This is a genomic window from Synechococcus sp. CCAP 1479/10 (assembly GCF_019038515.1).
In the GTDB taxonomy this organism is placed as follows: domain Bacteria; phylum Cyanobacteriota; class Cyanobacteriia; order PCC-6307; family Cyanobiaceae; genus Cyanobium.
Window position 1 is genome coordinate 139,752 of the sequence record NZ_JAFKRJ010000022.1, and the last position, 22,941, is coordinate 162,692.

Below are 22,941 nucleotides of genomic sequence, written 5' to 3' on the forward strand. Positions count from 1 at the left end.
ATGTTAAGTCCCGGCGCGCCTTGGGCTAGATGGCATCGGGGCATTCGATGCAAAGAAAGCTTGCAGTTGCACGCTGTCCCAGCATCTCTCCTGGCCCGCGTTCAGAATCATTATTCATTCCCTGTCAGGCGGCGATGGCTCTTCGACGTGGCGATCGTGGTGACCGAGTGGAATCACTCCAGGTCAGCCTCAAGAAAGCCGGCTTCGATCCAGGCACGGTCGATGGGGCTTTCGGGTCTGGAACGGAAGCTGCGGTGATTGCCTTCCAGAACAGCGCAGGCCTGCTGGCCGATGGCATCGCAGGAGTGGAGACCCTTGGTGCCCTTCAGGAGGAGATCCTCCCGGATGACACCCGGCCGGATGCCACCGCACTGTTCAGCGTGGATCTTGTGGCCAGGATGTTTTCCTCTGCGACACCCCGACGCAACATCAACAGCCATCTGCCCGAGGTGTTGGAGGCGATGCGGAGGGTCAGTCTTGGAGACCGGGACATGCTCTTGATGGCCCTTGCCACCATCCGTGCCGAGACGGAAGGGTTTGAACCGATCGATGAATTCAGGTCCCGGTTCAATACGGCGCCGGGTGGCGTTCCCTTTGGCCTCTATGACAACCGTTCGGATCTGGGAAACCGGGGCCCCACCGACGGGGCCGACTTCAAAGGCCGTGGCTTTGTGCAGCTCACCGGGCGCAGCAATTATCAGCGGATCGGCCAGCAGATCGGGGTGGACCTTATCGCCGATCCCACCAAGGCCAACGATCCGCCGACGGCCGCCCTCATCCTGGCGACGTTCCTGAAGAACAGGGAGCGCCGGGTCCGCGGCGCCCTGCTGATCGGCGATCTGATTGAAGCGCGACGCGCTGTCAATGGCGGGACCCATGGGCTGGCTTCCTTCACCGCCGCTTTCACCACGGGTGATCGCCTTACTGGTGCGCTCGTCCCCCCACCGCTGGCGGCCATGCCCACCACGGCGCCGCCGCTTCCCCGTGCCGAGAGGGGGACAGCCATGGAGGCACCGGCGTCTGCGGCCGAGGCAGGGGAAGCCGGGGTGGCGCCCAGGGCTCGCCCGGTTCCCAGGGACCTCCAGGTCGGCGCTCAAATTCCTGCCTGCAGCACAGGTCTGATCCGGGGACTTTCGCTCCAGGTGCTGGACAGACTCATGCAGGACAAGCCCGGTGTGCTCGCCAAAGTCGACCATCCCCTGATCGACTGCAAGGGGGATCAGAACAATCCCTTCCTGCAGACGAAGGCCCTCGAGGACCTGATCCGCGCAGTGGAAGACCGGGGAACGAAGCTCCTTATCAACAGCTGTCTGCGAACCCCAATGCAGCAATACATGCTCTTCGAGCAGCATCAGCGTGGAATCTGCGGCATCAGGGCAGCGGCGCCCCCTCCCAATAGCAACCACAACAGCGGTCTGGCTATAGATGTGGAAGATGATCAGGGCTGGAAGCCGTTCCTTGAGCCCAAGGGCTGGCGTTGGCTCGGTGGCTTCGACCCTGTCCACTTTGATTATCAGCCTGGCGGAGTGGATCTCGGACCCCTTCAGGTGCGGGCCTTCCAGGAACTCTGGAATGACCACAATCCGGAAGAGTCCATTACCGTCGATGGCCTCTGGGGTCCCGCTACCGCCGCCTGCGTCGACCGCTCGCCCGCCATGGGATTCGGGGTTGCCATCGCGTTGCAGCGGGGCATGATCAACAAAGAGGTGGGTCGCCTCCAGTTGCTGCTGCGCAAGGCACTCAACCTCTCGCCCGATCAGCTGCCTGCCGACTCCCAGTTCGGTCCCAACACCGAAAGAAGAGTCTCGGAGTTTCAGCAGGTGAAGGGCCTCTCAGTGGATGGCGTCGCCGATCCCCAGACCATCGAGGCTCTGGAAGAGGCTACTGGGGAGCAGTTGATTCCTGTATGAGACTCACCCAAAGAAGTGCTGTGCTGAACATGGTGGCGAGTTCATTCCTCTCTACTGATTAGCCAAGGCGGCCGATGAGGTTGATGCCCACGAAACTCTTCCGCGGGAATGACTCCTCGTGGAAGCCTCTTCCGCCCTGTCCAATTCAATCAATTCAAGGATTGCCAATGACAGATCCTTTCTGCCGCAGCCCTTTACCTCCTGCGCGCTTGCTGTGCCTGTTGCTAATCCTGACGTCAATGGTGATGCTTCCTGCTTCCGTCGCCGCTACTGATCTGCCCATGTCCATTCCAGCTGGAGGCCTCTGCCTCCTGAAGGGTGAGGAGGCCGGCAGGATTGCGCCGCTGGCTGGGGCAGCATCGCCTGTGCCAAGGGAGCTGGGGGTGGGAGAATGGCGGATTCTCCCGGAGGTTTGCCCCCGTGAGACGTTCTTCCCCACCTCTGTGCTGGTCACACCTGGGGCTACCTACAGAATCTCGGCCGCTGGCCGCTGGCGAGACCTCTGGATCACTGTTGGTCCGGAGGGATGGTGGTTTCCGCCTTTGCATCCTTTCAATCGCCTTCCCTGGCGGCGCATGTTCGTACTCTCGGGAAGTGTGGGGTCAAGCCTCAAGCACACCTTTGTAATCGGCAGGCTAACGACCTGGACGGCGCCTCAGGACCTCCCTACCGGAAGTGCCGAACAGCTGATGCTGTTCCCGAATGACTGGGAAAGCAAATACGACAACAATCGCGCCCTCTCATCGTCCCGGGGAGGGCCGATGCGTGTCTCCATCGAGCGATTGCGCTGAACCAGGGTTGAGGAGATACAGGGCATTCGCTTCCGTTCCTTTCTTTTGGGTCGTTCCATGATCATCGTCTTCACCAACCGCTCCCTCAGGCGCTCTGCCACCGGATCCGGAGGGGCCGATCTCTTCGGTGACTCGCAAAACACAGAGGGCAGCAGCGAACTCAGAATCGCAGTCGCTCAGAAGGTGGAAGCCACCGGCGCATGGAGGCTCGATCTGCAGGAGGAGCCGCTGGATCGCACCGAGCTGCCCAGTCAGCTACCCAGCCAGCTCCTGTTTCGCTCCGTGTTGGAGAGAATACGTGCGGGATCCATGGGCCCGCGGTGGGTCGTGGCCGTGCATGGGTACGGACAATCCTTCCTCGACAGCCTCGAGGAGGCCTATGGATTGCAGCAGCGCTACCACGGATCAGGGCTGGACCAACAGGTCAATGTGATCCTGTTCAGCTGGCCTTCGAAACCTGGAGGGATCGTCTTGGATCCCGTCAACGCCTATCGCCGGGCCCAGGCGGCGGCCGTGCCTTCAGCGGCGGCGCTGGCCATCGTCATGCAGCGAGTGTGGGACTTTCTGGCTGTGCCCGCGCTGAGCGGCACCCCGATACGCAAGTTCACGCTTGGCCTCTACGCGCACAGCCAGGGCAATCTGCTGCTGGAAATGGTGACGCGCACCAAGGCGCTCGTTGGCTCCCCGATCAGGTTCGACACGATCATCCTGCACCAAGCGGATGTCGATGCCCACGACCATCTGGACTGGGTCGACAGGATGACCTTCGGCAGTGATGTTCTGATCACCCTCAATGCCTTCGACAGTATCCTTCGCCTCTCGGACGCCATCAATCCCGAACGGCTCGGCATCGCCCGGAGCGGCTTCCAGGCGCGCGCCACCTACTTCGACTTCACGGGGGGATCTCGGGTCGGATCCGAGCACAATCTGTTCCTGGATGTCGAGAACCAGTTGGTGCAGCTGTTCTGTCGTAGGGCCCTGACCGGCTACCCCGTGCACGAGATGGGCGGAGCACCCAACGGATTCTGGTGGGATGAGGCGCTCGGCACCTGGCGCCTTGGGGTGCGCCCGTCCCCGACCGTTAGACCGGTTGCAGGCGCGCGCCGGTGATTCCAGGCCAAGGGATGCCGTCGCTCAGGGCGCCAGCCTGGCCTTGTGCAGCCGACTCTTTTCGTACCAGTCGGCGAATTCCGGCACCCACTGCTGCAGGTGGGGCCACATCAGGTCGCAGAGCTCGCGGATCTCCTGCTGGGCATCGAGTTTGGCCCGCAGGTCGAGGAAGTGCAGGAAGGCCCGCAGGGTGAAGCTGACCACGAAGTGCTGGCGGTAGTCGAACGGCAGGATGCCGCGGGCGTGCTCCTCGGCATAGCCGGCATCGAGCAGGTCGCGGTAGCGCTCCGCCGCCGCGCGGCACAGCTCCAGATCAATGGCCCGCTGCTCTTCGTCGTAGAGGTACTTCTTGCCCTGGCGGTCGCTGTAGGGCCCCACCGGCCGCAGGTAGAACACCTCCTCCAGGTCGAGCTCGCCGTTGGCGGCCCGGCGGATGCGGTCGCCCGTGTAGCGCATCGACTGCACGTCGAAACTCACCCCCACCCGGTGGGTGCGGGCCTGCTGCATCACCGAATGGGGGAACCAGCCCACGTTGAGCACGATCTGGGCGTGCTCCAGGGGTCCGTAGTGGCCGCGCTCGCCGGCCAGCAGCCGCTTGACGCAGATCTCACCGGCCTTGCGCTCATCGGGCCAGTCGGCCCGGTCGGCGGCCACGAAGCCCTCGCTGTAGTCCTGGTGCATCCCGGCATAGACGCACTGCTGCGGGTTCGGCGTGGCGGCGATCAGCTCGACCCGGAAGCGGGGATCCATGGGCGGGGTGCGGGGGGAAGGGAGATGGCGGGATCAGCCGTGGCTGCGGGGGCCGGCCTGGGGGCTGGGCAGGGCGGCCGCCGGGGGAGCGGCACCCTCGGTCCCAGCCGCCTCCGGCAGGCTGCTCACCGCCCCCACCCCCGCCAGGAGGGGCAGGGGCGTGCCGTCGACCAGGGCGGTGGTGAGGGCCTCGAGCTCGGGGCCGCTGCGGGCGCCGATCGAGCGCCCCACGGAGCCGCCGGCGGCGTCGAAGAACTCCAGCTGGGGAATGCCGTTGACGTCGTAGCGCTCCAGCTCCGGCTGCCAGCGGGGATTGTCGACATTGAGCAGCACCACATCCATCCGGCCGTGCTGCTGGCGCTCGATCCGCTCCATCGCCGGCGCCATCGAACGGCAGGCCTCGCACCAGTCGGCGTAGAACTCCACCAGGGTGGGCCGGCCATCGGCCAGGGCCGCGTTGAACTCGGGCGACTGGCGGGCAAGGCGCTCCAGGGGCGCTTCCGGGTGCAGGCCGCCCCGCAGCCACACCATCAGCACCACCAGCACGGCCGCCACGGCCGCCAGCACCATGCGCTCGGTGCGGCCGAGGGCGGAGGGGGGGGAACTGCCCGACGGGGCCATGGGCGGCGGCGACACGGAACGGCGCCCACTCTGGCAGCGTCGACCCACCGGCCGGGCGCCTGCGGGCGGGGGCTGGCTCCGGACATCGTTGCTAGCGTCAGCTTTCCCGGCCTGGAGCGGTGAAACGGCGCCTCACTCTCCACTTCCCCTCCGAGGCGGTGCACCAGCCGATCACCTACCGCCTCGCGGTCGATTTCGACATCGCCGCCAAGATCCTGCGGGCCCAGATCGCCCCCAACCAGAGCGGCACCATGGTGGTGGAGCTCTCCGGCGACATCGACGAGCTTGATGCGGCGGAGGACTGGCTGGAGAGCCAGGGGCTGGGGCTCAACCGCGCCCCCGGTGAGATCCGGATCGATCCGGAGCGCTGCGTCGACTGCGGCATCTGTTCCAGCGTCTGCCCCAGCGGCGCCCTCCACTACACCCCGGCCAGCCAGCGGCTCCATTTCGAGGCCTCCCGCTGCCTGGTGTGCGAGCAGTGCATCCCCAGCTGCCCGCTGGAGGCCATCACCCTGGTGCTGCAGCCATGAAGGAGATCTTCCGGCTGATGCTGCTGCCGCTCCAGGCACCGATGCTGCTGGTGCTGATGGGGGTCAGCACCTACCAGGGCATGCACTGGAGCCATGCCCTCGAGACCGGCGGCACCCAGATGCAGGAACTCACCACCCTGATCTGGTCGGCGGAGTGCCTGCAGGCGATGTTGATCGTGTTCGTCTGCACCATGCCCGACCTGGTGATCCGGCAGCTGTCGATCGTGATGGCTGCCAGCCGGGTGGTGAGCCTGGTGGTCACCCTGCTGCTGGTCACCGTCGGCGGCCTCTACCTGCTGCACCTCAACGTGCTGGCCAACGTGCTGATCATGGGCTCGGCGGTGCTGCTGGCCCGGCTCGACCTGCTGCGGGTGCGGGTGGTGCCGCCGCCGCTGGTGCTGGCCGGGGTGCTCACCCTGCTGGTGCTGGGCGGCGCCAACTTCGGCCGCCTGCTGGTGCGCTGAATCAGCAGCCCGGTTCGCTGCCCTGCTGGTAGCTCCAGACGTTGCCCAGCACCTTCTTCACGTACAGACGGGTTTCGGGGTAGGGGATCGCCTCCACCCACAGTTCCGGGTCGCTGCGCAGCTGGGGGTTCACCCAGCCGGCCACGGCGCCTGGCCCGGCGTTGTAGCTGGCCACCGCCAGCAGGGGGTCGCCGTTCCACTGGCGCAGCATCTTGGCCAGGTAGCGGCTGCCGAGGCTGGCGTTGCCGGCCGGGTCCTCCAGCACCGACTCCGGCACCGGCCCACCGGCCAGCTCGGCGGCGGTCTCCGGCATCAGCTGCATCAGGCCCGTGGCCCCCACCGGCGAGCGCACCGCCGGGGTGAAGCGTGACTCCTGCTTGGCCACCCCCAGCAGCAGCTCCATCGGCAGCCCGCCCTGGTTGGCGGCCGCCCGGAAGGCCGCCTCGAAGCGCAGCGGATGCAGGCTGCGCTCCAGTTCCCGCTCCAGGGCGCACTGATTGCCGTCCAGCTTCAGGCTGGCCTGCTCCAGCAGGCCGAAGCCGGTCCAGTCGTCGCCGACCCCCTGGCGCAGCCGCCCCTCCAGCAGCAGCTCGCGGCTGCCCTCCGGGGCGCGGCGCCCGCGGCGGTGGCGCCAGGTCTCCCAGGCCTCGGTGCGCTGGTCCAGCCGCCAGAGCCGATCGAGGGTCGCGTCGCCGCTGGCCAGGGGCCGCCAGCCGCTGCCCCCTCCCGGGTCTTCGGCACCGGCCGGCAGGTGGGGCCCGGCGCTCAACTGCAGATCCCCCTGACCCAGGCGCACCGCGGCACGCCAGCCGTAGTAACCGCCGGGATGGCGCCGCAGCAGCGCCTCCCAGGTGGCCCGGGCGGCGGCGCCGTCGCCGAGCTGCTGCTGCACGAAGCCGATCCAGAAGCTCTGGCGGGCGGCCAGGGGCGGCGGCAGTTGGTCTGTCGGGATGGCCTCCAGCAGGGCCTTGGCTGCCCGCCAGCGGCCGGCCAGCAGCCGCTCCCGCACGAGATCCCACTGCAGCGTGCGGCTGGCGGGGTCGAGGGGCCAGCGGCGCAGCAGCTTGAGGGCGGCGGCGTCGGTGGCGGGATGGGGGCCGTCTCCCTTGGGTTCGGCCTCCTGGATCCGCCGGGCCAGCACCGGGGCGCTGTCGCGCCAGCGGGGCGGCAGCCGGGCCAGGGATGCGGCGGCGGCGGGGCTGCCCTGTTGGGCCAGCAGACGCACGGCCGCCTCGGCCTCTGGCGTGGTGGGGGCGCTGCGGACCAGATCCAGCAGCAGCCGCTCCGCCTGGCCCTGCTGCTGCTCGTTCCCCGCCAGCAGGGCCCGGCCCAGGCTGAGCCGGCCGCTGGCCCCCAGGCCGTTGAGGCTGGAGCCCAGGCAGCCCAGGGCGCCTTCGGCATCGCCCAGCTCGGCCAGGCCTTCCGCCAGCTGACCCCGCTGCCGGGCGCTCAGGTCCGGGCGGTCCTCCTTGCAGACCTGCCGCAGGCGGGCCTCGGCGCCGGGCCAGCGGGCGCCCCAGCGGGCCAGGTGCAGGGCGCCGCGGCGGCGTTCGGCCGCCTCCGGGCCGGCGGCCAGGGCGGCGGCCAGGGCCGCGGGGTGGGCCGGGAAGCGCTGCAGCAGTTGCCGGCGCTTGTCCGGATCGTCGCCGCCGAGGGCGTAGAGGGCATCGGCGCTGGCCGGATCACCGGGGAAGCGCCGCTGCAGCTGGCGCCACAGGGCCAGGGCCGTTTCGGGGCGTCCGAGGGCCGCGGCGGCGAGGGCGTCCTGCTTCAGCACCAGGGCGGCCAGGGGATCGGGACCCCAGCCCTGGCCCCGCAGCCACTGGCGCTGCGCCTGGGGATCCTTGCTGCGGGCCGCCAGCAGCAGGCTGGCCTCCCGGCGCCGCCAGGGATCGGCATCCCAGTGCTGCAGCCACTCCAGCCGGTCGGTGGCGGTGGCGGGGGTGGGCGCCGGCTGGCGCGCCAGCAGGGCCCGGCCCCCCACCAGTGCCAGGCCGGTGCCCAGGCAGGAGAGCGACAGCAGCAGCGGGAGTCGGGCCAATGGCCGGGGGACGGCGTCCGGGGCATTCTGGGCATCCGCCTGCGCCGTCCCCGGTGCGACTGCCCTCCCTCCCCGCCCTGCCACCGCTGTTCGACCGCCTGCCCGGGGCGGGCCAGCGCCGCCGCGCCGTGGTGGTGAGCGCCGTGGCCCTGCTCGCCCTGCTGCTGCGGCCGCTCTGGCCCGTCCGGCTGCTGCCGGGCTGGTGCCTGGGCCTGCTGCTGCTCTGGGCCACCGCCGAACTGCTGCGCTGGCGCTGGTGGCCGCCCCGCTGGCGCTGAGCCCCGCCGGGGACGGCACGTAGCCTGCTCCCCAGTGATGGCAGCGGCATGGGAGAAGCGGCTTCGCATCCGGCGGGGTTCCCCCTCGGGGCCCCCCTGGCCGATGGCATGGCCCGCTTCGGCACCGACGGTATCCGCGGCCGCGTCGGCACCAGCGTCACCCCCGCCCTGGCCCTGCAGGTGGGCTACTGGACCGGCGTGGTGCTCCAGGCCGATGGGCCGGTGGTGATCGGCACCGACTCGCGCCGCAGCGGGCCGATGCTGGTGGCGGCCCTCAGCGCCGGCCTGATGGCCGCCGGCCGCGAGGTGTGGCAGCTGGGGCTGTGCCCCACGCCCGCCGTGCCGGGCACGATCCGCCGCCAGGGGGCCGCCGGCGGCCTGATGGTGTCGGCCAGCCACAACCCCCCCCACGACAACGGCATCAAGGTGTTCGGCGCCAGCGGCGCCAAGCTTGTGGCCGCCCGCCAGCAGGCGATCGAGGCCGGACTCCAGGGCCGCACCGCCCTGCCGCCGCTGCACGGCGGCGGACGGGAGGTGATGCGGCCCGACCTGCTGGCGGCCTACGTCGATTCGCTGCGGGCCAGCACCGGCGGCCAGCGCCTCGACGGCTGCCGCGTCGTGCTCGACCTCTGCTGGGGGTCGGCCACCGCCTGCGGCGAGGAGCTGTTCCGCTCCCTGGGGGCGGAGGTGCTGGTGCTGCACGGCGAGCCGGATGGCGAACGCATCAACCAGGGCTGTGGCAGCACCCACCTGGAGCCCCTGAAGCGGGCGGTGCTGGAGAGCGGCGCCGACATGGGCTTCGCCTTCGACGGCGACGCCGACCGGATGCTGGCGGTGGACGGCCGCGGCCGGGTGGTGGACGGCGACCACACCCTCTATCTGTGGGGTTCGGCCCTGCGCCGCGAGGGCCAGCTGCCCGACGACCGCCTGGTGGCGACGGTGATGTCGAACCTGGGCTTCGAGCGGGCCTGGCAGGCCAGCGGCGGGGTGCTGGAGCGCACCGACGTGGGCGATCAGCACGTGCACGCCGCCATGGAGGCCCTGGGGGCCGGCCTGGGGGGCGAGCAGTCGGGGCACATTCTCTCGGCGCGGCACGGCATGAGCGGCGACGGCCTGCTCACCGCCCTGCAGGTGGCCACCCTGATCCACGGTGGCGGCCTGAAGCTGGCCGAGTGGATGGATGGCAGCTTCCAGCCCTACCCCCAGCGGCTGGTCAACGTCACCGTGCCCGACCGGCAGCGGCGCCAGCAGTGGCAGGAGTGCGAACCGCTGCGGCTGGCGGTGGCCGAGGCGGAGGCGGCCATGGAGGGCCACGGCCGGGTGCTGGTGCGGGCCAGCGGCACCGAACCGCTGCTGCGGGTGATGGTGGAGGCGGCCGAGCAGAGCCAGGTCGACCACTGGAGTGAGAGCCTGGCGGCCGCCGCCGAGGAGCACCTCAACCGGGCCTGAGCCCCCGGCCGCCTGCCTTCACACCACGCCGTTGGCGCGGAACCAGGCCCGCATCTGCGTCCAGCCGGCGGCCGCGGCGGCGGCGCGGTAGGTGGGGCGGTAGTCGGCGTGGAAGCCGTGGGGGACGCCCGGGAACACCTCGATGCGGCTGGGGCTGCCGGCCGCCTTCAGGGCCGCCTGCATCCGCTCCACCGACTCATTCGGAATGCCGTCGTCCTCGCCGGCATAGAGCCCCAGCACCGGGGCTTTGAGCTTGGGAATCACATCGATCGGATAGAGGGGCTGGAGATTGTTGGCGGTGCCCACCAGCCGGCCGTACCAGGCCACCCCGGCCTTCAGCTTCGGGTTGTGGGCGGCATAGAGCCAGGTGATCCGCCCGCCCCAGCAGAAGCCGGTGATGCCGAGCCGTGCCACGTCCCCTTCGCCGCTGGCGGCCACCCAGGCGGCGGTGGCATCCAGATCAGCCATCACCTGGGCATCGGGCACCGTCGCCACCAGCGGCAGGATCGAGGGGATGTCGGGCAGCACGGTCACATCGCCCTGGCGATCGAACAGGCTCGGGGCGATGGCCAGGTAGCCCAGCTGGGCCAGGCGCTTGCAGACGTCCTGGATGTAGGCATGGATGCCGAAGATCTCCTGCACCACCAGCACCACCGGGAAGCCCGAACCCTTGGCGGGGCGGGCCCGGTAGGCCTTGATGGCGCCATCCGCCCCCGGCACCGACACCCAGCCGGCCGTCAGCCCCTGGGCGGAGGTGGTGACGGTGGACGCCGCCACCGGCCGCACCGCCAGGGCGAAGCCGGCGGCCGCGCCTCCCAGCAACAGCTGCCGGCGTCCGAGGCGGAGATCCGTGCCGGGAAGAGAAGAGGACGGGGCCATGGCAGAGGGCCCGATCGGGCTGGTACGTAAAGGCGATCCTAGAAACGGGATCCTTCAGGGCTTGCCCTGTTGCTGCGGCCAGCCCTGCAGCCGCTGCACCAGGCGCCCCAGCAGTTCCCGCCGGGCTGGACCCTGCTGGCCCGCCTCGGTGATCAGCAGGGCCTTCACCTGCAGGTCGTCCTCCGTCATCGCGTCGATGCCCAGCAGGCGGGGTGGCTCCAGCAGCTTCGGGGCCCAGCGCGGATCGGCGCCGAAGGCGGCCAGTTCCTCGGCGATCAGGGCCATGGCGCCCGCCAGATCGGTGAGGCTGCGCGACAGCAGCACGGTCACCTCCGCCCCTGAACGCAGCTTGGTGTGGTTCACCACCTGCTCGCAGTGGCTGTTGGGTACCACCACCACCCGCTGATCGGCGCAGCGCAGTTCCGTGCTCAGCACCCCCACATCCACCACTTCCCCGGAGCGGCCACCGATCTCGACCACATCGCCGATGGCGTAGCGGTCGTCGAGCAGTAGCACCAGCCCGGCGACGAAATCCCGCAGCAACCCCTGGAACACCAGCGCCAGGGCGCCGAGCACGGCCCCACTGGCCAGGACGGCATTGCTGGAGAGGTCCCGCAACACGGGGATTCCGAGCACCGTCCAGATCGCGAACAGCAGCAGGCAGACCAGGTTCACCAACCGGCGCAGCACCCGCAGCAGGCTCAGGTAGCGCTGCCGGCGTCGGGCCCGGTGGTCGGCGTTCACAGCCAGATGGCTGGCCCACTGGGTCAGCAGCAGCCCCACCAGGCCCCGCCCCACCACGGCCACGGCCGCCAGCGCCAGCGCTTTCATCAGCACCACCACGGGCTGCAGCAGCACATCGATGGCGGCCGGGATCTGGCCGGGCCAGGCCAGCAGCAGCACGGCGCCCATCGCCACCCCCAGCAGCAGCACCAATGCCGTCAGCAGCCGGCTGACGGTGTGGGTGAGCTGGAGCAGCAGGCGATCGAAGCGCCCCGACCCCTCGGCGAAGCGCCGTTGCAGGCGGGGCAGGGAGCGCTGGCTGAAGCGCCACAACGCCACCGCCAGGGCCATCAGCAGGGCCAGTCCGGCCAGGGACACCAGGGCGGTCCGCAGGCGCCCGTCGAGCTGCTCCTCGCCGAACACCCCACGGGCGCTGCGCAGGCGCCGTTCCAGCAGACCGCGCCACCGTTCGGCCAGGGCATCGGCCGGCAGCCCGTTGAATGCGGCGTCCTGCTCGGTGACCGTGAGCAGGGGGAAGGGGCTGGCGCGGCCGGGCACCTTGGCCGCCAGCCGCTGCCCTCCATCGGGCTCCCGCAGCACCACCACCCGCAGGGCCTCCGGAGGCCCCTGCAGCCCCAGATGGTTGGGGTCACAGGCGGCCTTGGTCCCCTCGACGCTGAGGTGATCCAGCAGCGCCTCACCGAGCCGTTCCCCCGGCGTGCAGGGATTGCTGGGTTCGTAGAGCTGGCTCAGGTTGCCCTCGATCACCCGGGCCCGCTCGGCGGCCTCCGGCCCGCTGTCGCTGCCGGAACCCACCGCCGATGAGGCCACGGTGATGACGGGCACCCCCAGGATCCGCACCGTGCCGAGGCGGAAGCTGCCGGCGCTGGCCGGGTCCGCCGGGGCGGGGCCGTGGCCGCCCAGGGCGGGGGCCTCTGCGGCGGCTGTCGCTGCGGCCGTGGGGTGGGGCTGGAGCATCGCCAGGCCGATGGACAGCGCCAGGCCCAGGGCCATCAGCAGGGCCAGGGCCCGCCGGACCAGCGGGCCCTGGCGGGGGGAGCGCAACGGTTGCAGGGCTCGGGTCATCGCGGTGGCGTCGGCTGCAATCCCCCCAGACTTTGGCAAGAGCCCGCATCACCGATGCCGATGCCCAGGTGCTGCCGCGCTGATCCCCGGATGGACCGGCAATCCGTCGCCCTGCTGGTGAGTTTGCCGTCATCCCCGCCGGTGAATGAGGGGCAGATTGAAGCCACTCATCGGCCCACGTCCATGGCACGCCTCGCAACCAACGTCAGGCAATGGCTGGCACGGCGCCTGCGGGCGGCGGCCGCCGCACTGTGGCAGGAGCCATCGCCGCCCCCGCTGGCCGTCAGCAGCCCGCCCCTGGCCCCGGCGCCGGTCCGCCCGCCCGCTCCACCGGCTCCACCGGCTCCACCGGTCGATCGGGTCGCCTCCCTCTGCCCCGGGGTGCGGGAGCCCCTGTCGGTGGAGACCGCCGTGCTCAGCCGGGACATGACCGTGCTCAAGCGGGAAGCCGCCGATTCCCTGGCGGCCCTGGGCGCCGCCCATGCCCTGATCAGCTCCGCCCGGCTGGCCCAGGTGCAGGAGCTGCGGCCCCGGGTGATCGAAGGCCAGGCCTCGGGGGAGTCCCTGATGGCCCTCGCCGCCGAGTACCAGGGCTGGCAGGGCGACCAGGTGCGCATCTTCGATGCCCTGGCGCTGGTGATGCGGATGGGGGTGCCCAAGGGTCTGGTGCTCGACCAGCTGGATCCAGGCCTTCAGGAGCAGGCCCGCTCCCACCTCGAGGCCCTGTCGGTGGAGTACCAGCGCCGCCTGCTGGCGGAGCAGTTCCACACCTCCGCCTGAGGGCTGGCGCCGACCGTCGGCGTCCGGAAGCAACGGCTACCATCCCGCTCCGTGTCCCGGCCGTCCTCCGGGATACAAGGTCCGATGGATCCATTTCGGCTGCTTGAGCTCCTGATCCTGGTGGCGGTGCTGGTGGGGTTCGTCGGCCTGCTGCTGCGCCGCAACCTGTTCCTCAAGGTGCTGGCCATGGACGTGATGGGGTCCGCCGTGGTGGCCCTGTTCGTGCTTGTCGCCGCCCGCTCCGGCCTGCTGAGCCCGATCCTGGCGGCGCCCCTCGCCCCCGGGGCGGTTACGGCCCCGGTGCCCATGGCCGACCCGATCCCCCAGGCCGTGATCCTCACGGCGATCGTGATCGGTCTCTCGATCCAGGCCCTGCTGCTGGTGGTGATCACCCGCCTGGCCCGCGTCGACCCCAGCCTCGATCTGGCCAGCTTCGATGCCGGTCGCCTCGATGCCGGGGGGCGGCGCTGATGGCGCCCCTCTCCGGCCAGACCCTCCTGATCGGCTGGCTGCTGCTGCCGTACTCGGCGGCGTTTCTGGCTGCCCTGCTGCCCCCCCTGGCCCGCTGGCTGGCCCTGGTCTGCTGCCTGGCCACCGGCGCTGTGGCGGTGGCGATCCAGTCCGGCGCCCTGCCAGCGAGCCTCAGCCTGCTCGGCCCCTACGGCGTCGAGCTGCAGCCCGATGGCCTGGCGGCGCCGTTCCTGCTCCTCAATGCCCTGGTCTGCGGCGCGGTGGTGCTCGACGGCTGGCGCCGGACCCTGCCCGGCCCCTTCCTGCTGCTGCTGATGGTGCTCCACGGCGGCCTGGCCTCCGCCTTCGTGGCGGTCGATCTGGTGAGCCTCTACGTGACCCTGGAGGTGGTGGGGATCAGCGCCTTCCTGCTGATCCTGGCCAGCCGCTCGGAGCGCTCCCTCTGGCTGGCCCTGCGTTACCTGCTGATCGGCAACACGGTGATGACCCTCTACCTGGTCGGTGCCGCCGTCGTCTATCTGACCCAGGGCAGTTTCCAGCTCGAGGCCGTCGCCGGAGCCGGTGCCGCCGCCCTGGCCCTGCTGCTGGTCGGGCTGCTCACCAAGGCCGGGTTGTTCCTCTCGGGTCTGTGGCTGCCCCGCACCCATGCTGAGGCGCCGGCGGAGGTCTCCGCCCTTCTCTCCGGCGTGGTGGTGGCCGCCGGGGTTGTTCCCCTGCTGCGGCTGAGCGGCGTGGTGCCCGCCCTGGCGGCGGTGCTGCCCCTGATCGGGGTGGCCAGCGCCGGCCTGGGTCTGCTGTTCGCCCTGGTGGAGGCGGATGCCAAGCGGCTGCTGGCCTGGAGCACCCTCTCCCAGATGGGCCTGGTGGTGCTGGTGCCCGCTGCCGGAGGGCTCTATGCCCTGGGCCACGGGCTGGCCAAGGCCGCCCTGTTCCTGGTGGCCCGCCGCTTCCCCGGCCGCGACCTGGCCGGCTGGGCCGGCCGGCCCCTGGCTGCCGGCGTGTGGGTCCCGCTGTGGATCGGCTCCCTCTCGATCGTGGGGGTGCCGCCGCTGCTGGGCTTCTTCGCCAAGTCGGGGCTGGATCGCGCCCTGCCGGAGCCCACGGGCCTGCTGCTCAGCCTGCTCACCGTGGGCACCGCGGCGGTCTACGCGCGTCTCTGGGGCGCACCTCTGCAGGCCGCTGCCCCGGCACCGCCGCCGGCGGCCATGACCCCGCCGGAGCCGGCCTGGTCGCCGGGGGTGATCCTGCTGATGCTGGCGCTGGTGCTGCTCGGTGCCGCCGAGGCCACCCGCACCTGGAGCCCGGCGCTGCTGCCGGCGGCCGCCAAGGCGGCCCTGGTGCTGGCGGCCGGGCTGGGGCTGCACCGGCTGCTGCAGCCCCTGCGGCGCCGCCCCTGGTTCCGGCTGCCTGACCTGGAGGGCTTCCCCGATCTGGTGGGTGGCATGGGTGTGGTGGGGGCCGGTCTGCTGGTGTGGATCCGATGAGACGCCTGCTGCCCCTGCTGCTCACCACCGGCTTCCGCCTGGCGGTCTGGTGCCTGCTGACCGCCGACCTGAGCCGCATCAACCTGCTGATCGGGCTGGTGGTGGCCCTGCTGCTGCCCCGCGCCCACTCCAGGCCCCTGCCACTGCGTGCCCTGCTGCGGGCCCTGGGGCGCAGCCTGCTGGCCGTGCCCCAGGCCTACCTGGAGGCCCTGCGGCTGATCGTCGGCCGCGAGCCGGTGGAGGGGGAGTTCAGCGAGGCCACCACCGACGGCACCATCCCCCTGCTCGTGTTCCTGGACGTGTTCCGCATCACCCTCACCCCCTTCACGATCGTCCTCGGCCTGGAGGACGGCGGACGCCGCTACCGGATCCACGCCCTGACGCCCCGCCGCACCGGAGGGCCAACGCCATGACGGTGCTGCTCTGGGGGATGGTGCTGGCCCTGCTGATCCCGATCGCAGTGGCCTGCCGGCCCAGCGACGTCTGGCACCGCCTGGCGGCGTTCTCCAGCGTCGCCAGCAAGGTGGCCCTGATCATCCTGGTGGTATCGGCGGTGCGGGGCGACCGGATGCTGGGCCTGGCCGGTGTGATCGTCCTGTGCGCCGGCAACGCCGGGCTGCTGCTGCTGGCCAACCTGCTGCGGGGGACGGAGCGATGACCCTCGCCGTCCTGGCCGATCACGCCAGCCTGCTGCTGCTCGGGGCCGGACTGGTGTTCTGGTTCTGGGGCACCTGGCCCCTGCTGGAGAGCCGCAGCTACCTGAGCAAGCTGCATGCCCTCTCGGTGGCCGACACCCTCGGCTCGGCGCTGATGCTGCTCGGCCTGCTGCTGCGGATCCCCGGCCAGTGGCCCCTGCTGGTGCTGGCCCTGGTGGCGCTGATCCTCTGGAACACGATCTTCGGCTACGTGCTGGCCAACTGCTCGCTGGCCTCCCGCCGGGAGCCGGAGCCATGAGCGGCACCGTGTCCCTGGTGGGGGAGCTGGATCTGCTCCTGCCGATCACCGCTCTGGTGCCGCTCACCGCCGTGCTGCTGGTGAGCCAGTCGAATCCTTACCAGACCCTGGTGCTGCGGGGCATCCTGGGGTCGGTCTCCACCCTGCTCTACGCCCTGCTGGGCGCTCCGGACGTGGCGATCACCGAGGCGCTGGTGGGCACCCTGCTCTCCACCACTCTCTACGCGGTGGCGCTGCGGTCCTCGATGGCGCTGCGGTTGTCCTATCCGGCCGACGATCCCCCCAGCGACGCCAGTCAGGCGCTGCTGCGCGACTGGCTGGAGCCCCTGTCGCTGCGGCTGCGACTGGTGCCGCCGGAGCCGGAGGAAGCCGGCGAGGCCGACGCGAGCCACGGCCAGCTCGGTCCGGGCCTGCGGCTGGAGCTCACCAACCCCCGGCTGGCGAAGCGGCTGCAGGCCCTCGAGGGTTTCCGCCGCTGGCAGAGCAGCGGCGGTGAACTGCTGCTGCGGGAGGAGCCATGACCTGGCTCTACCTGCTGGCCGCCACCGCCCTCTGCCTGGCTCCGCTGGGGGCGGCCCTGCCGCCGGCGCCCCCCATCGGCCCGGTGATCGCCTCCCTGGCCGCCATGACCGACGTGCCCAATCTGGTGTCGGGGGTGATCCTGCACACCCGCCTCTACGACACCATCGCCGAGGTGGTGGTGTTCACCCTGGCCTCGATCGGGGTGCGCTTCCTGCTGGCGGGGGAGCCCACCAAGACGAGCATCCGGGCCATCGAGGACGCGCCCTCGGTGGTGCTCTGCCAGCTGGGCGCCACCATGGCGGCCCTGATCGGGGTGGAGCTGGCCCTGCGCGGCCACCTGTCTCCGGGCGGCGGCTTCGCGGCGGGCGTGGCCGGTGGCTCGGCCATCGGCCTGGTGCTGATCAGCGGCTCGGCCCGGCTCTCCGACCGCCTCTACCGCCGCTGGCGCGCCGACCTCTGGGAGAAGGCCGCCGTGATCGCCTTCGTGGTCCTCTCCGCCTTCGCCCTCGCTGGGGTCCCCCTGCCGGCCGGAACCTTCGGCACCCTGGCCTCGGGGAGCTGGATCCCGCTCCTGAACGTGCTGGTGGCCGTCAAGGTGACCCTGGGCTCCTGGGCGATGGTGCAGCTGTTCGTGCGCCATCGGGGGTTGCTCTAGGGAGGTCGCGTCAGGCCGTGACCCCCACCCGCAGGCTCGAGCCGCGCTCGCCGGCGATCACCTCGATGCCGCCGCGGATGCGCTCCCGCAGGGCGCCGACGTGGCTGATCAGGCCGATCATGCGGCCCCCCTCCCGCAGCCGGTCGAGTTCGTCCATGGCCAGCTGCAGGTTGTCGGGGTCGAGGCTGCCGAAGCCCTCGTCGATGAACAGGGCCTCCAGGGGCACGCCGCCGGCGTGGGCCTGCACCGTGTCGGCCACCCCCAGGGCCAGGGCCAGGGAGGCCTGGAAGGTTTCGCCGCCCGAGAGGCTGCTCACCTCCCGTTCCTCGCCGGTGTAAGCATCCAGCACCCGCAGGCCGAGGCCGGCCTTGCGGCCGCCGTGGCCGCCCTCGTCGGTGAGCCGCAGCTGGTAGCGGCCCGAGGTCATCAGGGTGAGCCGCTGGTTGGCGTAGCCGCAGATGTCGGCGAGGTAGGCCGAGAGCACCCAGCGCTGCAGGGAGATGTAGGGGGCCGCCTTGCCCTGGCAGCGGTTGGCCACGGCGCTGAGCCGCTCGGCCCGCTCCTGCTTCTGGGCCAGAGCGGTGGCGCCGGCCCGGTGTTCCGCCGTGAGGCGGGTGATCTCCCGCTGGGCGGCCCGGGCTTCGCTGTGGCGCTCCACGGCCCGGGTGCGGGCCGCATCGGCGCGGGTCACGGCCTCGCCGGCGGCGGTGGTGTCGGGCCGGGCTTCGGGCAGATCGGCCAGATCGGGGGCGGCAAGGAGGTTGCGCTGCTCGATCACCGCCGCCTCGTAGGCCGCGATCCGCTCCACCAGCTTCAGGCGCCAGCTCTCCTCCTGCAGGGCCGCCGCGGCGTCCGCCGCCGTGGCGAACGGTGAGGCGGCCAGCTCCTGACCCAGCCGCCGGGCCGCCTGCTCCAGCTCGCTGCTGGCGCGGGTGTGGGCGCCGGCCCCGGCCACCAGGGCCTTGAGGGCGGCCTCCAGGGGCCCGAAGGCCCGCAGCACCGCACCCGGCTCCAGCCCCTCCCCCAGCTCCCGCGCCACCTGCTCCGCCAGGGTCCGCTGCCGCTGTCTGGCCTCGGCGGCGGCCCGTTGCTCCAGGGCGATGGCCGTGGCGGCCGCCTCGATGGCCTTGGCCAGCTGCTGGCGCTGCTGCTCCCGATCCGCCGTTCGCTGCTCCAGCGCCGGCAGACCGTCGGCCAGGGTCTGGGCTGCCAGCTGGGCCGCAGCGGCGCTGCCTGCGGCCTGGCGGGCGGCGAGCGGATCGGCGCCGTCGCCCGCCTTCTCCAGCACAGCGGCGAGGGCGGCCTGGGCGTTGGCCAGGGCCACCGCCGCCGCCTGCGCCGCCTGGGTGGCCGCGGCCAGGCTCCGTTCCGCGGCGGCGATCGCCCCGTCGTCCACGGCATCGGCCGAGGGCCGGGCCGGCGCCGGATGGTCGGCGGAGCCGCAGACAGGGCAGGGGGCTCCGGCGGCCAGCTCCCCGGCCAGCCGGGCGGCCATGCCCTCGATCTGGCGCCGCCGCAGTTCGTTGAGGTCGGCGGCCGCCGTGTTGACCTGGCGATCGGCGCCATTCCTGGCGGCCTCGGCCGCGTGCTGTCGCTCCCGGGCAGGGGCGATGGCTTCGGAGGCCACGGCACGGCCTTCGGCCTCCCGGGCGGCCCGCTGCAGGCCCTCGAGCTGGTCGCGGGCGCTGCGGGACTGGCTGAGCAGGGCCAGTTCCCGCTCCTGCTCCGCCGCCAGCTGCTCCTGCTGGCCGACGGCCGTCGCCCGCCCGGCCTCGGCGTCGCCGGCCCGCTGGCTGGCGGCGGCCGCGGCCCTCCCGGCCTGGGCGGCCTCCTCGGCCTTCTTCGCCAGCTCCCGGACCTCGGCCCCCCGGGCGGCCAGGTCGGCGCCGGCCGAGGCGAGGGTTTCGGCATTGGGCAGGGCCGTCAGATCCAGCCCCAGCACCGACGGCGGCAGCGCCTGGGCGACGTCCCTGGCCTGGCGTGCGGCGCGCAGTTGCTCCTGAAGCCCCTGCTCCACCAGGGCGAGGGACTGGCGGGCCCCCTGCTCGGCCCCCAGGCTGGAGCGCAGGCGTTCGGCCCGCTCCGCCAGGGCGAGCTTCTGGCGGTACGCCTCCACCGTCTCCTTTTTGGCCTCCAGCTCGCCCAGCAGGGTGGTGGCGGCGGCGCGCCGGTCGAAGCGGTCCGCCTGCGCCGCCAGGGCCGCCTGGGCCGCCTGGGCCGCCGTCAGGCTGGCAGAGGCCTCCTCCAGGGTGGCTTCGGTGCCCCGCACCACCCCTCCGATCCGCTCCACCAGCGTCTCGAGGCCGGCCTGGTCGGCGGGTGGCTCAGGCGGTTCGGCCCCCTCCGGCGGCTCGGGGGCGTGGGGGGCCCAGGCGTCGGCCGCCCGGCGCCGCAGCACCTCCTGCTCCCGGGCCTGCTCCAGCGCCAGGTTTTTCGCCTCCCGGGCCCGGTCCTCCAGCCACCAGCCGGCCCGTTCGTAGATCACCGTGTCGAAGAGGGTCTTGAGCAGGGCTTCGCGCTCCTCGGCCTTGGCCCGCAGCACCTCGGCGAAGCGCCCCTGGGGCAGCAGGATCACCTGGCGGAACTGGGCGGCGCTGAGCCCTACCAGGCCTTCCACCTCCCGGGTCACTTCGGTGGTCTTCGCCGCCACGGCCTGCTCCGGTGCCCCGGCGTCCAGCCGGAACAGGACCGCCTGGAGTGGCTTCTCGGTGGTGCCCTGGCCCCGGGCCTTCGGGGCGGTGTGGGCAGGGGTGCGCTCGACCCGATAGCGGGCGGTGCCGCAGGAGAACTCCAGGCTCACCCGGGGCACGGCGCCGGGGGCGGCGTGGTCGGAGCGCAGCCCCTTGACGCTGCGGTCGCCCGACACCTCGCCATAGAGGGCGAAGCAGAGGGCATCGAGCAGGAAGGTCTTGCCGGCGCCGGTGGTGCCGTGGATCAGGAACAGCCCCTCGGCGGCGAGGGCGTCGAAGTCGATCGCCACCGGATCGGCGTAGGGCCCGAAGGCCTCGATCGTGAGCCGGTGCGGCTTCACCGCTCCCCTCCCCGTTCCGCCGCCGCCAGGGCCGCCCGCAGCAGCTCAGCCTCCGGCTCGCCGGGCGGCTGGCCCTGCTGGTCGGTGAAGAAGGCGGTGGCCAGCTCCAGCGGCGAACGGGCCTGGCGCACCTGGCGGTGGCGCTCGGCCTCGCCGGCGCGGGCCACCTCGGGGGGCTCGTGGCGCAGCTCGGCGATGTGGGGAAAGCGTGCCCGCAGCCGGGCCATGGCCTGCAGGGGCAGGGTGTCGTCGGTGAGGATCGCCCGCACCCGCGCTTCGCTGGCGGCGGCGTGGGCAGGGTCTGAGCAGAGCTCGTCGATTGGCCCCCGCAGGGTGCACAGGCGCCGGCCCACCCCGAGGGGCACCACCTCCACGCTGGGCGTGCCGTCGGCGGCCAGCTCCACGATCCGCACCGACTTGACGTGCCGCTCCTCGGAGAAGGAATAGGCCAGCGGAGTGCCCGAATAGGCGACCCGGGGGCCGTCCAGCTGCTGGGAGGCGTGCAGGTGGCCCAGGGCCACGTAATCGAAGCCCTCGAAGGCCGCCACGCTTACCCGGTCGACGTTGCCGATGGTGAGCTCCCGCTCTGATTCCGACGTCTCGCCGCCCGCCACGAAGGTGTGGGCCACCAGCACCGAACGGTGGGGCGGCCGTTCGCGGCGGTCGGCGTGGATCCGCTCGATGGCCAGGCGGGTCACCTCCTCGTGGCGCAGGCGCACCGGTGCCCCGGCCAGGGCCGGCCCGACCACCGCCGGCTCCAGGTAGGGCAGGGGATAGATGGCCACTGGCGTGCCGCCGTCCCGGGGTGTCACCAGCACCGGCTCGCTGGCCCGGCCCACGTCGCCCCGCACCGTCACCCCGAAGGCCGAGAGCAGTGAGTCGTACACCGACACCCGCACATGGGAATCGTGGTTGCCGGCGATGGCCACCACGGCGGTGCCATCCCGGCTCAGCTGGGCCAGGGCCCGGTTGAACAGGTCCACCGCCTCAGCCGGCGGGATGGCCCGGTCGTAGAGGTCGCCGGCGATCAGCACCGCATCGACGGCATGCTCCCGCGCCAGTTGGGCGATCCGCTCGATCGCCTCCTCCTGCTCCTCCAGCAGCGAGGCGCCGTGAAAACTGCGGCCCAGGTGCCAGTCGGAGGTGTGCAGCAGGCGCATCAGGTCAGGCTAGGGAGACACCTGGCGCGGGGGGCCATGCTGGAGCGATGAACCCCTCCACGCCGGCCTCCACCGCTGAGCCAGGCCACTGGGACCAGCGCTACCGGCAGGGCACGGACGGCTGGGAACTGGGCCGGCCGGCTCCGCCGCTGGAGCGGTTCCTGCGCAGCCATCCGCTGGCCCCCCGGCCCCCCGGCCGGGTGCTGGTGCCGGGCTGCGGCCGCGGCCACGAGGCCGCCCTGCTCGAGCAGCTCGGCTTCAGCGCCATCGGCCTGGATTTCAGCAGCGAGGCCCTTGCGGAAGCCCGCGGCCTCCATGGCCCGGAGCGCCCCGGCCTGCGCTGGCTGCAGGCCGACCTGTTCGACCAGCAGGCCCTGGCGGCGGCGGGTCTGGCGCCCGGAAGCCTGACGGGGATCGTGGAGCACACCTGCTTCTGCGCCATCGATCCGGGCCGCCGCGACGACTACATCGCCACCGTCTGCCGGCTGCTGGCGCCGGGTGGCTGGCTGCTGGGACTGTTCTGGTGCCACGGCAACCCGGGCGGTCCGCCCTGGGGCAGCGACCCCGAGGTGGTGGCCGCCCAGCTGGGCCGGGCGGGCCTGGTGGCCGAGCTCTGGGAGCCGGCCACCGGTTCGGTGGACCAGCGCCAGGACGAATGGATCGGCCTGTGGCGCCGCAGCTCAGCCCCGGGCTGAGCCGAGCGACACCTGGTTCCAGGGCATCACGGCCAGCAGGCGGGCCATGCCGCAGAAGCCGGAGAGGCCCGCAAAGGTGAGCCCGGCGCCCACGAAGCCGCTCAGCCAGATCCAGCCGGGGGCCACGGCCTGGGACAGGATCACCCCCAGCAGCACCAGGCTGCCGGCGACGATCTGCACCTGGCGCATCAGCGGCAGCGGCGCCCCCTTGAGCTTGCGCACCGGGAAGCCGGCCTGCTGCCAGGCGGGCACGCCACCGAGCAGGTCGGCGACGGGGTGGGGATGGCCCTGCTGGAGCAGCTGGGCGAGGCCTTTGCCACTGCGGTTGCCGCTCTGGCAGACCAGCACCAGTGGACCGCGGGGCAGGTCGGCCTGGGCCAGGCGGGAGAGGGGCACGTTGAGGCTGCCGGCGATGTGGCCGGTGGCGAACTCCATCGGCTCGCGCACATCGATCACGGTGACCTCACCGGAGGCCAGCCGTTCGGCGAGGTCGTGGGCGCCCAGGCGGCTGGGGGTGGTCACAGGTGTGCTGGTCATGGTTGTGGGGGTCATGGAGG

23 protein-coding genes are annotated in these 22,941 nt (G+C 71.9%); 15 read left to right on the top strand and 8 right to left on the bottom strand.

Features of this window, described 5'->3' with window-relative positions:
• Positions 1-134 precede the first annotated feature (134 nt).
• On the top strand, positions 135-1,910 hold the full coding sequence (locus tag KUG39_RS06620; protein ID WP_286192981.1) for a peptidoglycan-binding protein: 1,776 nt from the start codon (positions 135-137) through the stop codon (positions 1,908-1,910).
• A gap of 848 nt (positions 1,911-2,758) precedes the next feature.
• Positions 2,759-3,811, top strand: coding sequence for an alpha/beta hydrolase (locus tag KUG39_RS06625; protein WP_216913732.1), 1,053 nt, complete (start codon positions 2,759-2,761; stop codon positions 3,809-3,811).
• 24 nt (positions 3,812-3,835) lie between these two features.
• Here KUG39_RS06625 and thyX read toward each other — a convergent pair whose 3' ends face one another.
• Entirely contained in the window at positions 3,836-4,561 is a 726-nt protein-coding gene (gene thyX, locus KUG39_RS06630) for an FAD-dependent thymidylate synthase (protein WP_216913734.1), read from the bottom strand.
• A gap of 33 nt (positions 4,562-4,594) precedes the next feature.
• Positions 4,595-5,182: a thioredoxin domain-containing protein gene (locus tag KUG39_RS06635; RefSeq protein WP_216913736.1), complete on the bottom strand. Its 588-nt coding sequence runs from the start codon at positions 5,180-5,182 to the stop codon at positions 4,595-4,597.
• Between the two features lie 119 nt (positions 5,183-5,301).
• Here KUG39_RS06635 and KUG39_RS06640 point away from each other — a divergent pair, with 119 nt between their 5' ends.
• Positions 5,302-5,712 (top strand): NIL domain-containing protein, encoded by a 411-nt coding sequence (locus KUG39_RS06640; protein WP_216913738.1) that lies wholly within the window; start codon positions 5,302-5,304, stop codon positions 5,710-5,712.
• On the top strand, positions 5,709-6,176 hold the full coding sequence (locus tag KUG39_RS06645; protein WP_216913740.1) for a hypothetical protein: 468 nt from the start codon (positions 5,709-5,711) through the stop codon (positions 6,174-6,176). Before KUG39_RS06640 ends, KUG39_RS06645 begins: the two co-directional genes overlap by 4 nt.
• A 1-nt stretch (position 6,177) precedes the next feature.
• On the opposite strand, the gene KUG39_RS06650 is transcribed toward KUG39_RS06645, so the two are convergent.
• On the bottom strand, positions 6,178-8,217 hold the full coding sequence (locus tag KUG39_RS06650; RefSeq protein WP_216913743.1) for a transglycosylase SLT domain-containing protein: 2,040 nt from the start codon (positions 8,215-8,217) through the stop codon (positions 6,178-6,180).
• A 53-nt stretch (positions 8,218-8,270) separates the two neighbouring features.
• Between KUG39_RS06650 and KUG39_RS06655 the strand changes: the two genes are divergently transcribed.
• On the top strand, positions 8,271-8,495 hold the full coding sequence (locus tag KUG39_RS06655) for a hypothetical protein (protein WP_094587451.1): 225 nt from the start codon (positions 8,271-8,273) through the stop codon (positions 8,493-8,495).
• Positions 8,496-8,543: 48 nt separating this feature from the next.
• Positions 8,544-9,944 carry a phosphoglucosamine mutase gene (gene glmM, locus KUG39_RS06660; protein ID WP_502988637.1) on the top strand — a complete coding sequence of 467 codons (1,401 nt, stop codon included), beginning with the start codon at positions 8,544-8,546 and terminating at the stop codon, positions 9,942-9,944.
• 18 nt (positions 9,945-9,962) lie between these two features.
• Here glmM and KUG39_RS06665 read toward each other — a convergent pair whose 3' ends face one another.
• Positions 9,963-10,823 carry a dienelactone hydrolase family protein gene (locus KUG39_RS06665; RefSeq protein ID WP_216913745.1) on the bottom strand — a complete coding sequence of 287 codons (861 nt, stop codon included), beginning with the start codon at positions 10,821-10,823 and terminating at the stop codon, positions 9,963-9,965.
• Positions 10,824-10,877: 54 nt separating this feature from the next.
• On the bottom strand, positions 10,878-12,632 hold the full coding sequence (locus KUG39_RS06670; RefSeq protein ID WP_216913747.1) for a mechanosensitive ion channel family protein: 1,755 nt from the start codon (positions 12,630-12,632) through the stop codon (positions 10,878-10,880).
• 183 nt (positions 12,633-12,815) lie between these two features.
• Between KUG39_RS06670 and KUG39_RS06675 the strand changes: the two genes are divergently transcribed.
• The 8 genes from KUG39_RS06675 (at position 12,816) to KUG39_RS06710 (ending at position 17,498) form a co-directional block, all read left to right on the top strand.
• Positions 12,816-13,412, top strand: coding sequence for a hypothetical protein (locus tag KUG39_RS06675; RefSeq protein WP_216913749.1), 597 nt, complete (start codon positions 12,816-12,818; stop codon positions 13,410-13,412).
• An 84-nt stretch (positions 13,413-13,496) separates the two neighbouring features.
• Positions 13,497-13,883, top strand: coding sequence for an NADH-quinone oxidoreductase subunit K (locus KUG39_RS06680; RefSeq protein ID WP_216913751.1), 387 nt, complete (start codon positions 13,497-13,499; stop codon positions 13,881-13,883).
• The gene (locus KUG39_RS06685; RefSeq protein WP_216913753.1) at positions 13,883-15,367 is read left to right on the top strand and encodes a proton-conducting transporter transmembrane domain-containing protein; all 1,485 of its coding nucleotides are present in this window, start codon (positions 13,883-13,885) and stop codon (positions 15,365-15,367) included. The genes KUG39_RS06680 and KUG39_RS06685 overlap by 1 nt, the downstream gene beginning before the upstream one ends.
• Positions 15,364-15,780 (top strand): Na+/H+ antiporter subunit E, encoded by a 417-nt coding sequence (locus KUG39_RS06690; RefSeq protein ID WP_286192983.1) that lies wholly within the window; start codon positions 15,364-15,366, stop codon positions 15,778-15,780. The genes KUG39_RS06685 and KUG39_RS06690 overlap by 4 nt, the downstream gene beginning before the upstream one ends.
• Complete coding sequence (locus KUG39_RS06695) at positions 15,777-16,025, top strand: hypothetical protein (protein ID WP_015109571.1); 249 nt, start codon at positions 15,777-15,779, stop codon at positions 16,023-16,025. The genes KUG39_RS06690 and KUG39_RS06695 overlap by 4 nt, the downstream gene beginning before the upstream one ends.
• On the top strand, positions 16,022-16,321 hold the full coding sequence (locus KUG39_RS06700; RefSeq protein ID WP_216913755.1) for a monovalent cation/H(+) antiporter subunit G: 300 nt from the start codon (positions 16,022-16,024) through the stop codon (positions 16,319-16,321). The genes KUG39_RS06695 and KUG39_RS06700 overlap by 4 nt, the downstream gene beginning before the upstream one ends.
• Entirely contained in the window at positions 16,318-16,842 is a 525-nt protein-coding gene (locus KUG39_RS06705; RefSeq protein WP_216913757.1) for a hydrogenase subunit MbhD domain-containing protein, read from the top strand. The genes KUG39_RS06700 and KUG39_RS06705 overlap by 4 nt, the downstream gene beginning before the upstream one ends.
• Positions 16,839-17,498 (top strand): Na(+)/H(+) antiporter subunit B, encoded by a 660-nt coding sequence (locus KUG39_RS06710; RefSeq protein ID WP_216913759.1) that lies wholly within the window; start codon positions 16,839-16,841, stop codon positions 17,496-17,498. Before KUG39_RS06705 ends, KUG39_RS06710 begins: the two co-directional genes overlap by 4 nt.
• Before the next feature lie 10 nt (positions 17,499-17,508).
• Here the strand turns inward: KUG39_RS06710 and KUG39_RS17570 are convergent, their stop codons facing one another.
• Positions 17,509-20,529, bottom strand: a complete 3,021-nt coding sequence (locus KUG39_RS17570; RefSeq protein WP_216918263.1) for an AAA family ATPase — start codon at positions 20,527-20,529, stop codon at positions 17,509-17,511.
• Positions 20,526-21,689: an exonuclease SbcCD subunit D gene (locus tag KUG39_RS06720; RefSeq protein ID WP_216914033.1), complete on the bottom strand. Its 1,164-nt coding sequence runs from the start codon at positions 21,687-21,689 to the stop codon at positions 20,526-20,528. Before KUG39_RS06720 ends, KUG39_RS17570 begins: the two co-directional genes overlap by 4 nt.
• A 47-nt stretch (positions 21,690-21,736) precedes the next feature.
• Between KUG39_RS06720 and KUG39_RS06725 the strand changes: the two genes are divergently transcribed.
• Complete coding sequence (locus tag KUG39_RS06725; RefSeq protein WP_216914031.1) at positions 21,737-22,384, top strand: methyltransferase domain-containing protein; 648 nt, start codon at positions 21,737-21,739, stop codon at positions 22,382-22,384.
• Here the strand turns inward: KUG39_RS06725 and KUG39_RS06730 are convergent.
• Positions 22,370-22,921 (bottom strand): rhodanese-like domain-containing protein, encoded by a 552-nt coding sequence (locus KUG39_RS06730; protein WP_216914029.1) that lies wholly within the window; start codon positions 22,919-22,921, stop codon positions 22,370-22,372. The genes KUG39_RS06725 and KUG39_RS06730 overlap by 15 nt on opposite strands.
• Positions 22,922-22,941 lie beyond the last annotated feature (20 nt).

Excerpts from the sequence above, each read along its gene's own strand:
- KUG39_RS06620 (WP_286192981.1), top strand. The coding sequence starts at position 135 with ATGGCTCTTCGACGTGGCGATCGTGGTGACCGAGTGGAATCACTCCAG.
- KUG39_RS06625 (WP_216913732.1), top strand. The coding sequence starts at position 2,759 with ATGATCATCGTCTTCACCAACCGCTCCCTCAGGCGCTCTGCCACCGGA.
- thyX (WP_216913734.1), bottom strand. The coding sequence starts at position 4,561 with ATGGATCCCCGCTTCCGGGTCGAGCTGATCGCCGCCACGCCGAACCCG.
- KUG39_RS06635 (WP_216913736.1), bottom strand. The coding sequence starts at position 5,182 with ATGGCCCCGTCGGGCAGTTCCCCCCCCTCCGCCCTCGGCCGCACCGAG.
- KUG39_RS06645 (WP_216913740.1), top strand. The coding sequence starts at position 5,709 with ATGAAGGAGATCTTCCGGCTGATGCTGCTGCCGCTCCAGGCACCGATG.
- glmM (WP_502988637.1), top strand. The coding sequence starts at position 8,544 with ATGGGAGAAGCGGCTTCGCATCCGGCGGGGTTCCCCCTCGGGGCCCCC.
- KUG39_RS06665 (WP_216913745.1), bottom strand. The coding sequence starts at position 10,823 with ATGGCCCCGTCCTCTTCTCTTCCCGGCACGGATCTCCGCCTCGGACGC.
- KUG39_RS06670 (WP_216913747.1), bottom strand. The coding sequence starts at position 12,632 with ATGACCCGAGCCCTGCAACCGTTGCGCTCCCCCCGCCAGGGCCCGCTG.
- KUG39_RS06675 (WP_216913749.1), top strand. The coding sequence starts at position 12,816 with ATGGCACGCCTCGCAACCAACGTCAGGCAATGGCTGGCACGGCGCCTG.
- KUG39_RS06680 (WP_216913751.1), top strand. The coding sequence starts at position 13,497 with ATGGATCCATTTCGGCTGCTTGAGCTCCTGATCCTGGTGGCGGTGCTG.
- KUG39_RS06685 (WP_216913753.1), top strand. The coding sequence starts at position 13,883 with ATGGCGCCCCTCTCCGGCCAGACCCTCCTGATCGGCTGGCTGCTGCTG.
- KUG39_RS06690 (WP_286192983.1), top strand. The coding sequence starts at position 15,364 with ATGAGACGCCTGCTGCCCCTGCTGCTCACCACCGGCTTCCGCCTGGCG.
- KUG39_RS06695 (WP_015109571.1), top strand. The coding sequence starts at position 15,777 with ATGACGGTGCTGCTCTGGGGGATGGTGCTGGCCCTGCTGATCCCGATC.
- KUG39_RS06700 (WP_216913755.1), top strand. The coding sequence starts at position 16,022 with ATGACCCTCGCCGTCCTGGCCGATCACGCCAGCCTGCTGCTGCTCGGG.
- KUG39_RS06705 (WP_216913757.1), top strand. The coding sequence starts at position 16,318 with ATGAGCGGCACCGTGTCCCTGGTGGGGGAGCTGGATCTGCTCCTGCCG.
- KUG39_RS06710 (WP_216913759.1), top strand. The coding sequence starts at position 16,839 with ATGACCTGGCTCTACCTGCTGGCCGCCACCGCCCTCTGCCTGGCTCCG.
- KUG39_RS06720 (WP_216914033.1), bottom strand. The coding sequence starts at position 21,689 with ATGCGCCTGCTGCACACCTCCGACTGGCACCTGGGCCGCAGTTTTCAC.
- KUG39_RS06725 (WP_216914031.1), top strand. The coding sequence starts at position 21,737 with ATGAACCCCTCCACGCCGGCCTCCACCGCTGAGCCAGGCCACTGGGAC.
- KUG39_RS06730 (WP_216914029.1), bottom strand. The coding sequence starts at position 22,921 with ATGACCAGCACACCTGTGACCACCCCCAGCCGCCTGGGCGCCCACGAC.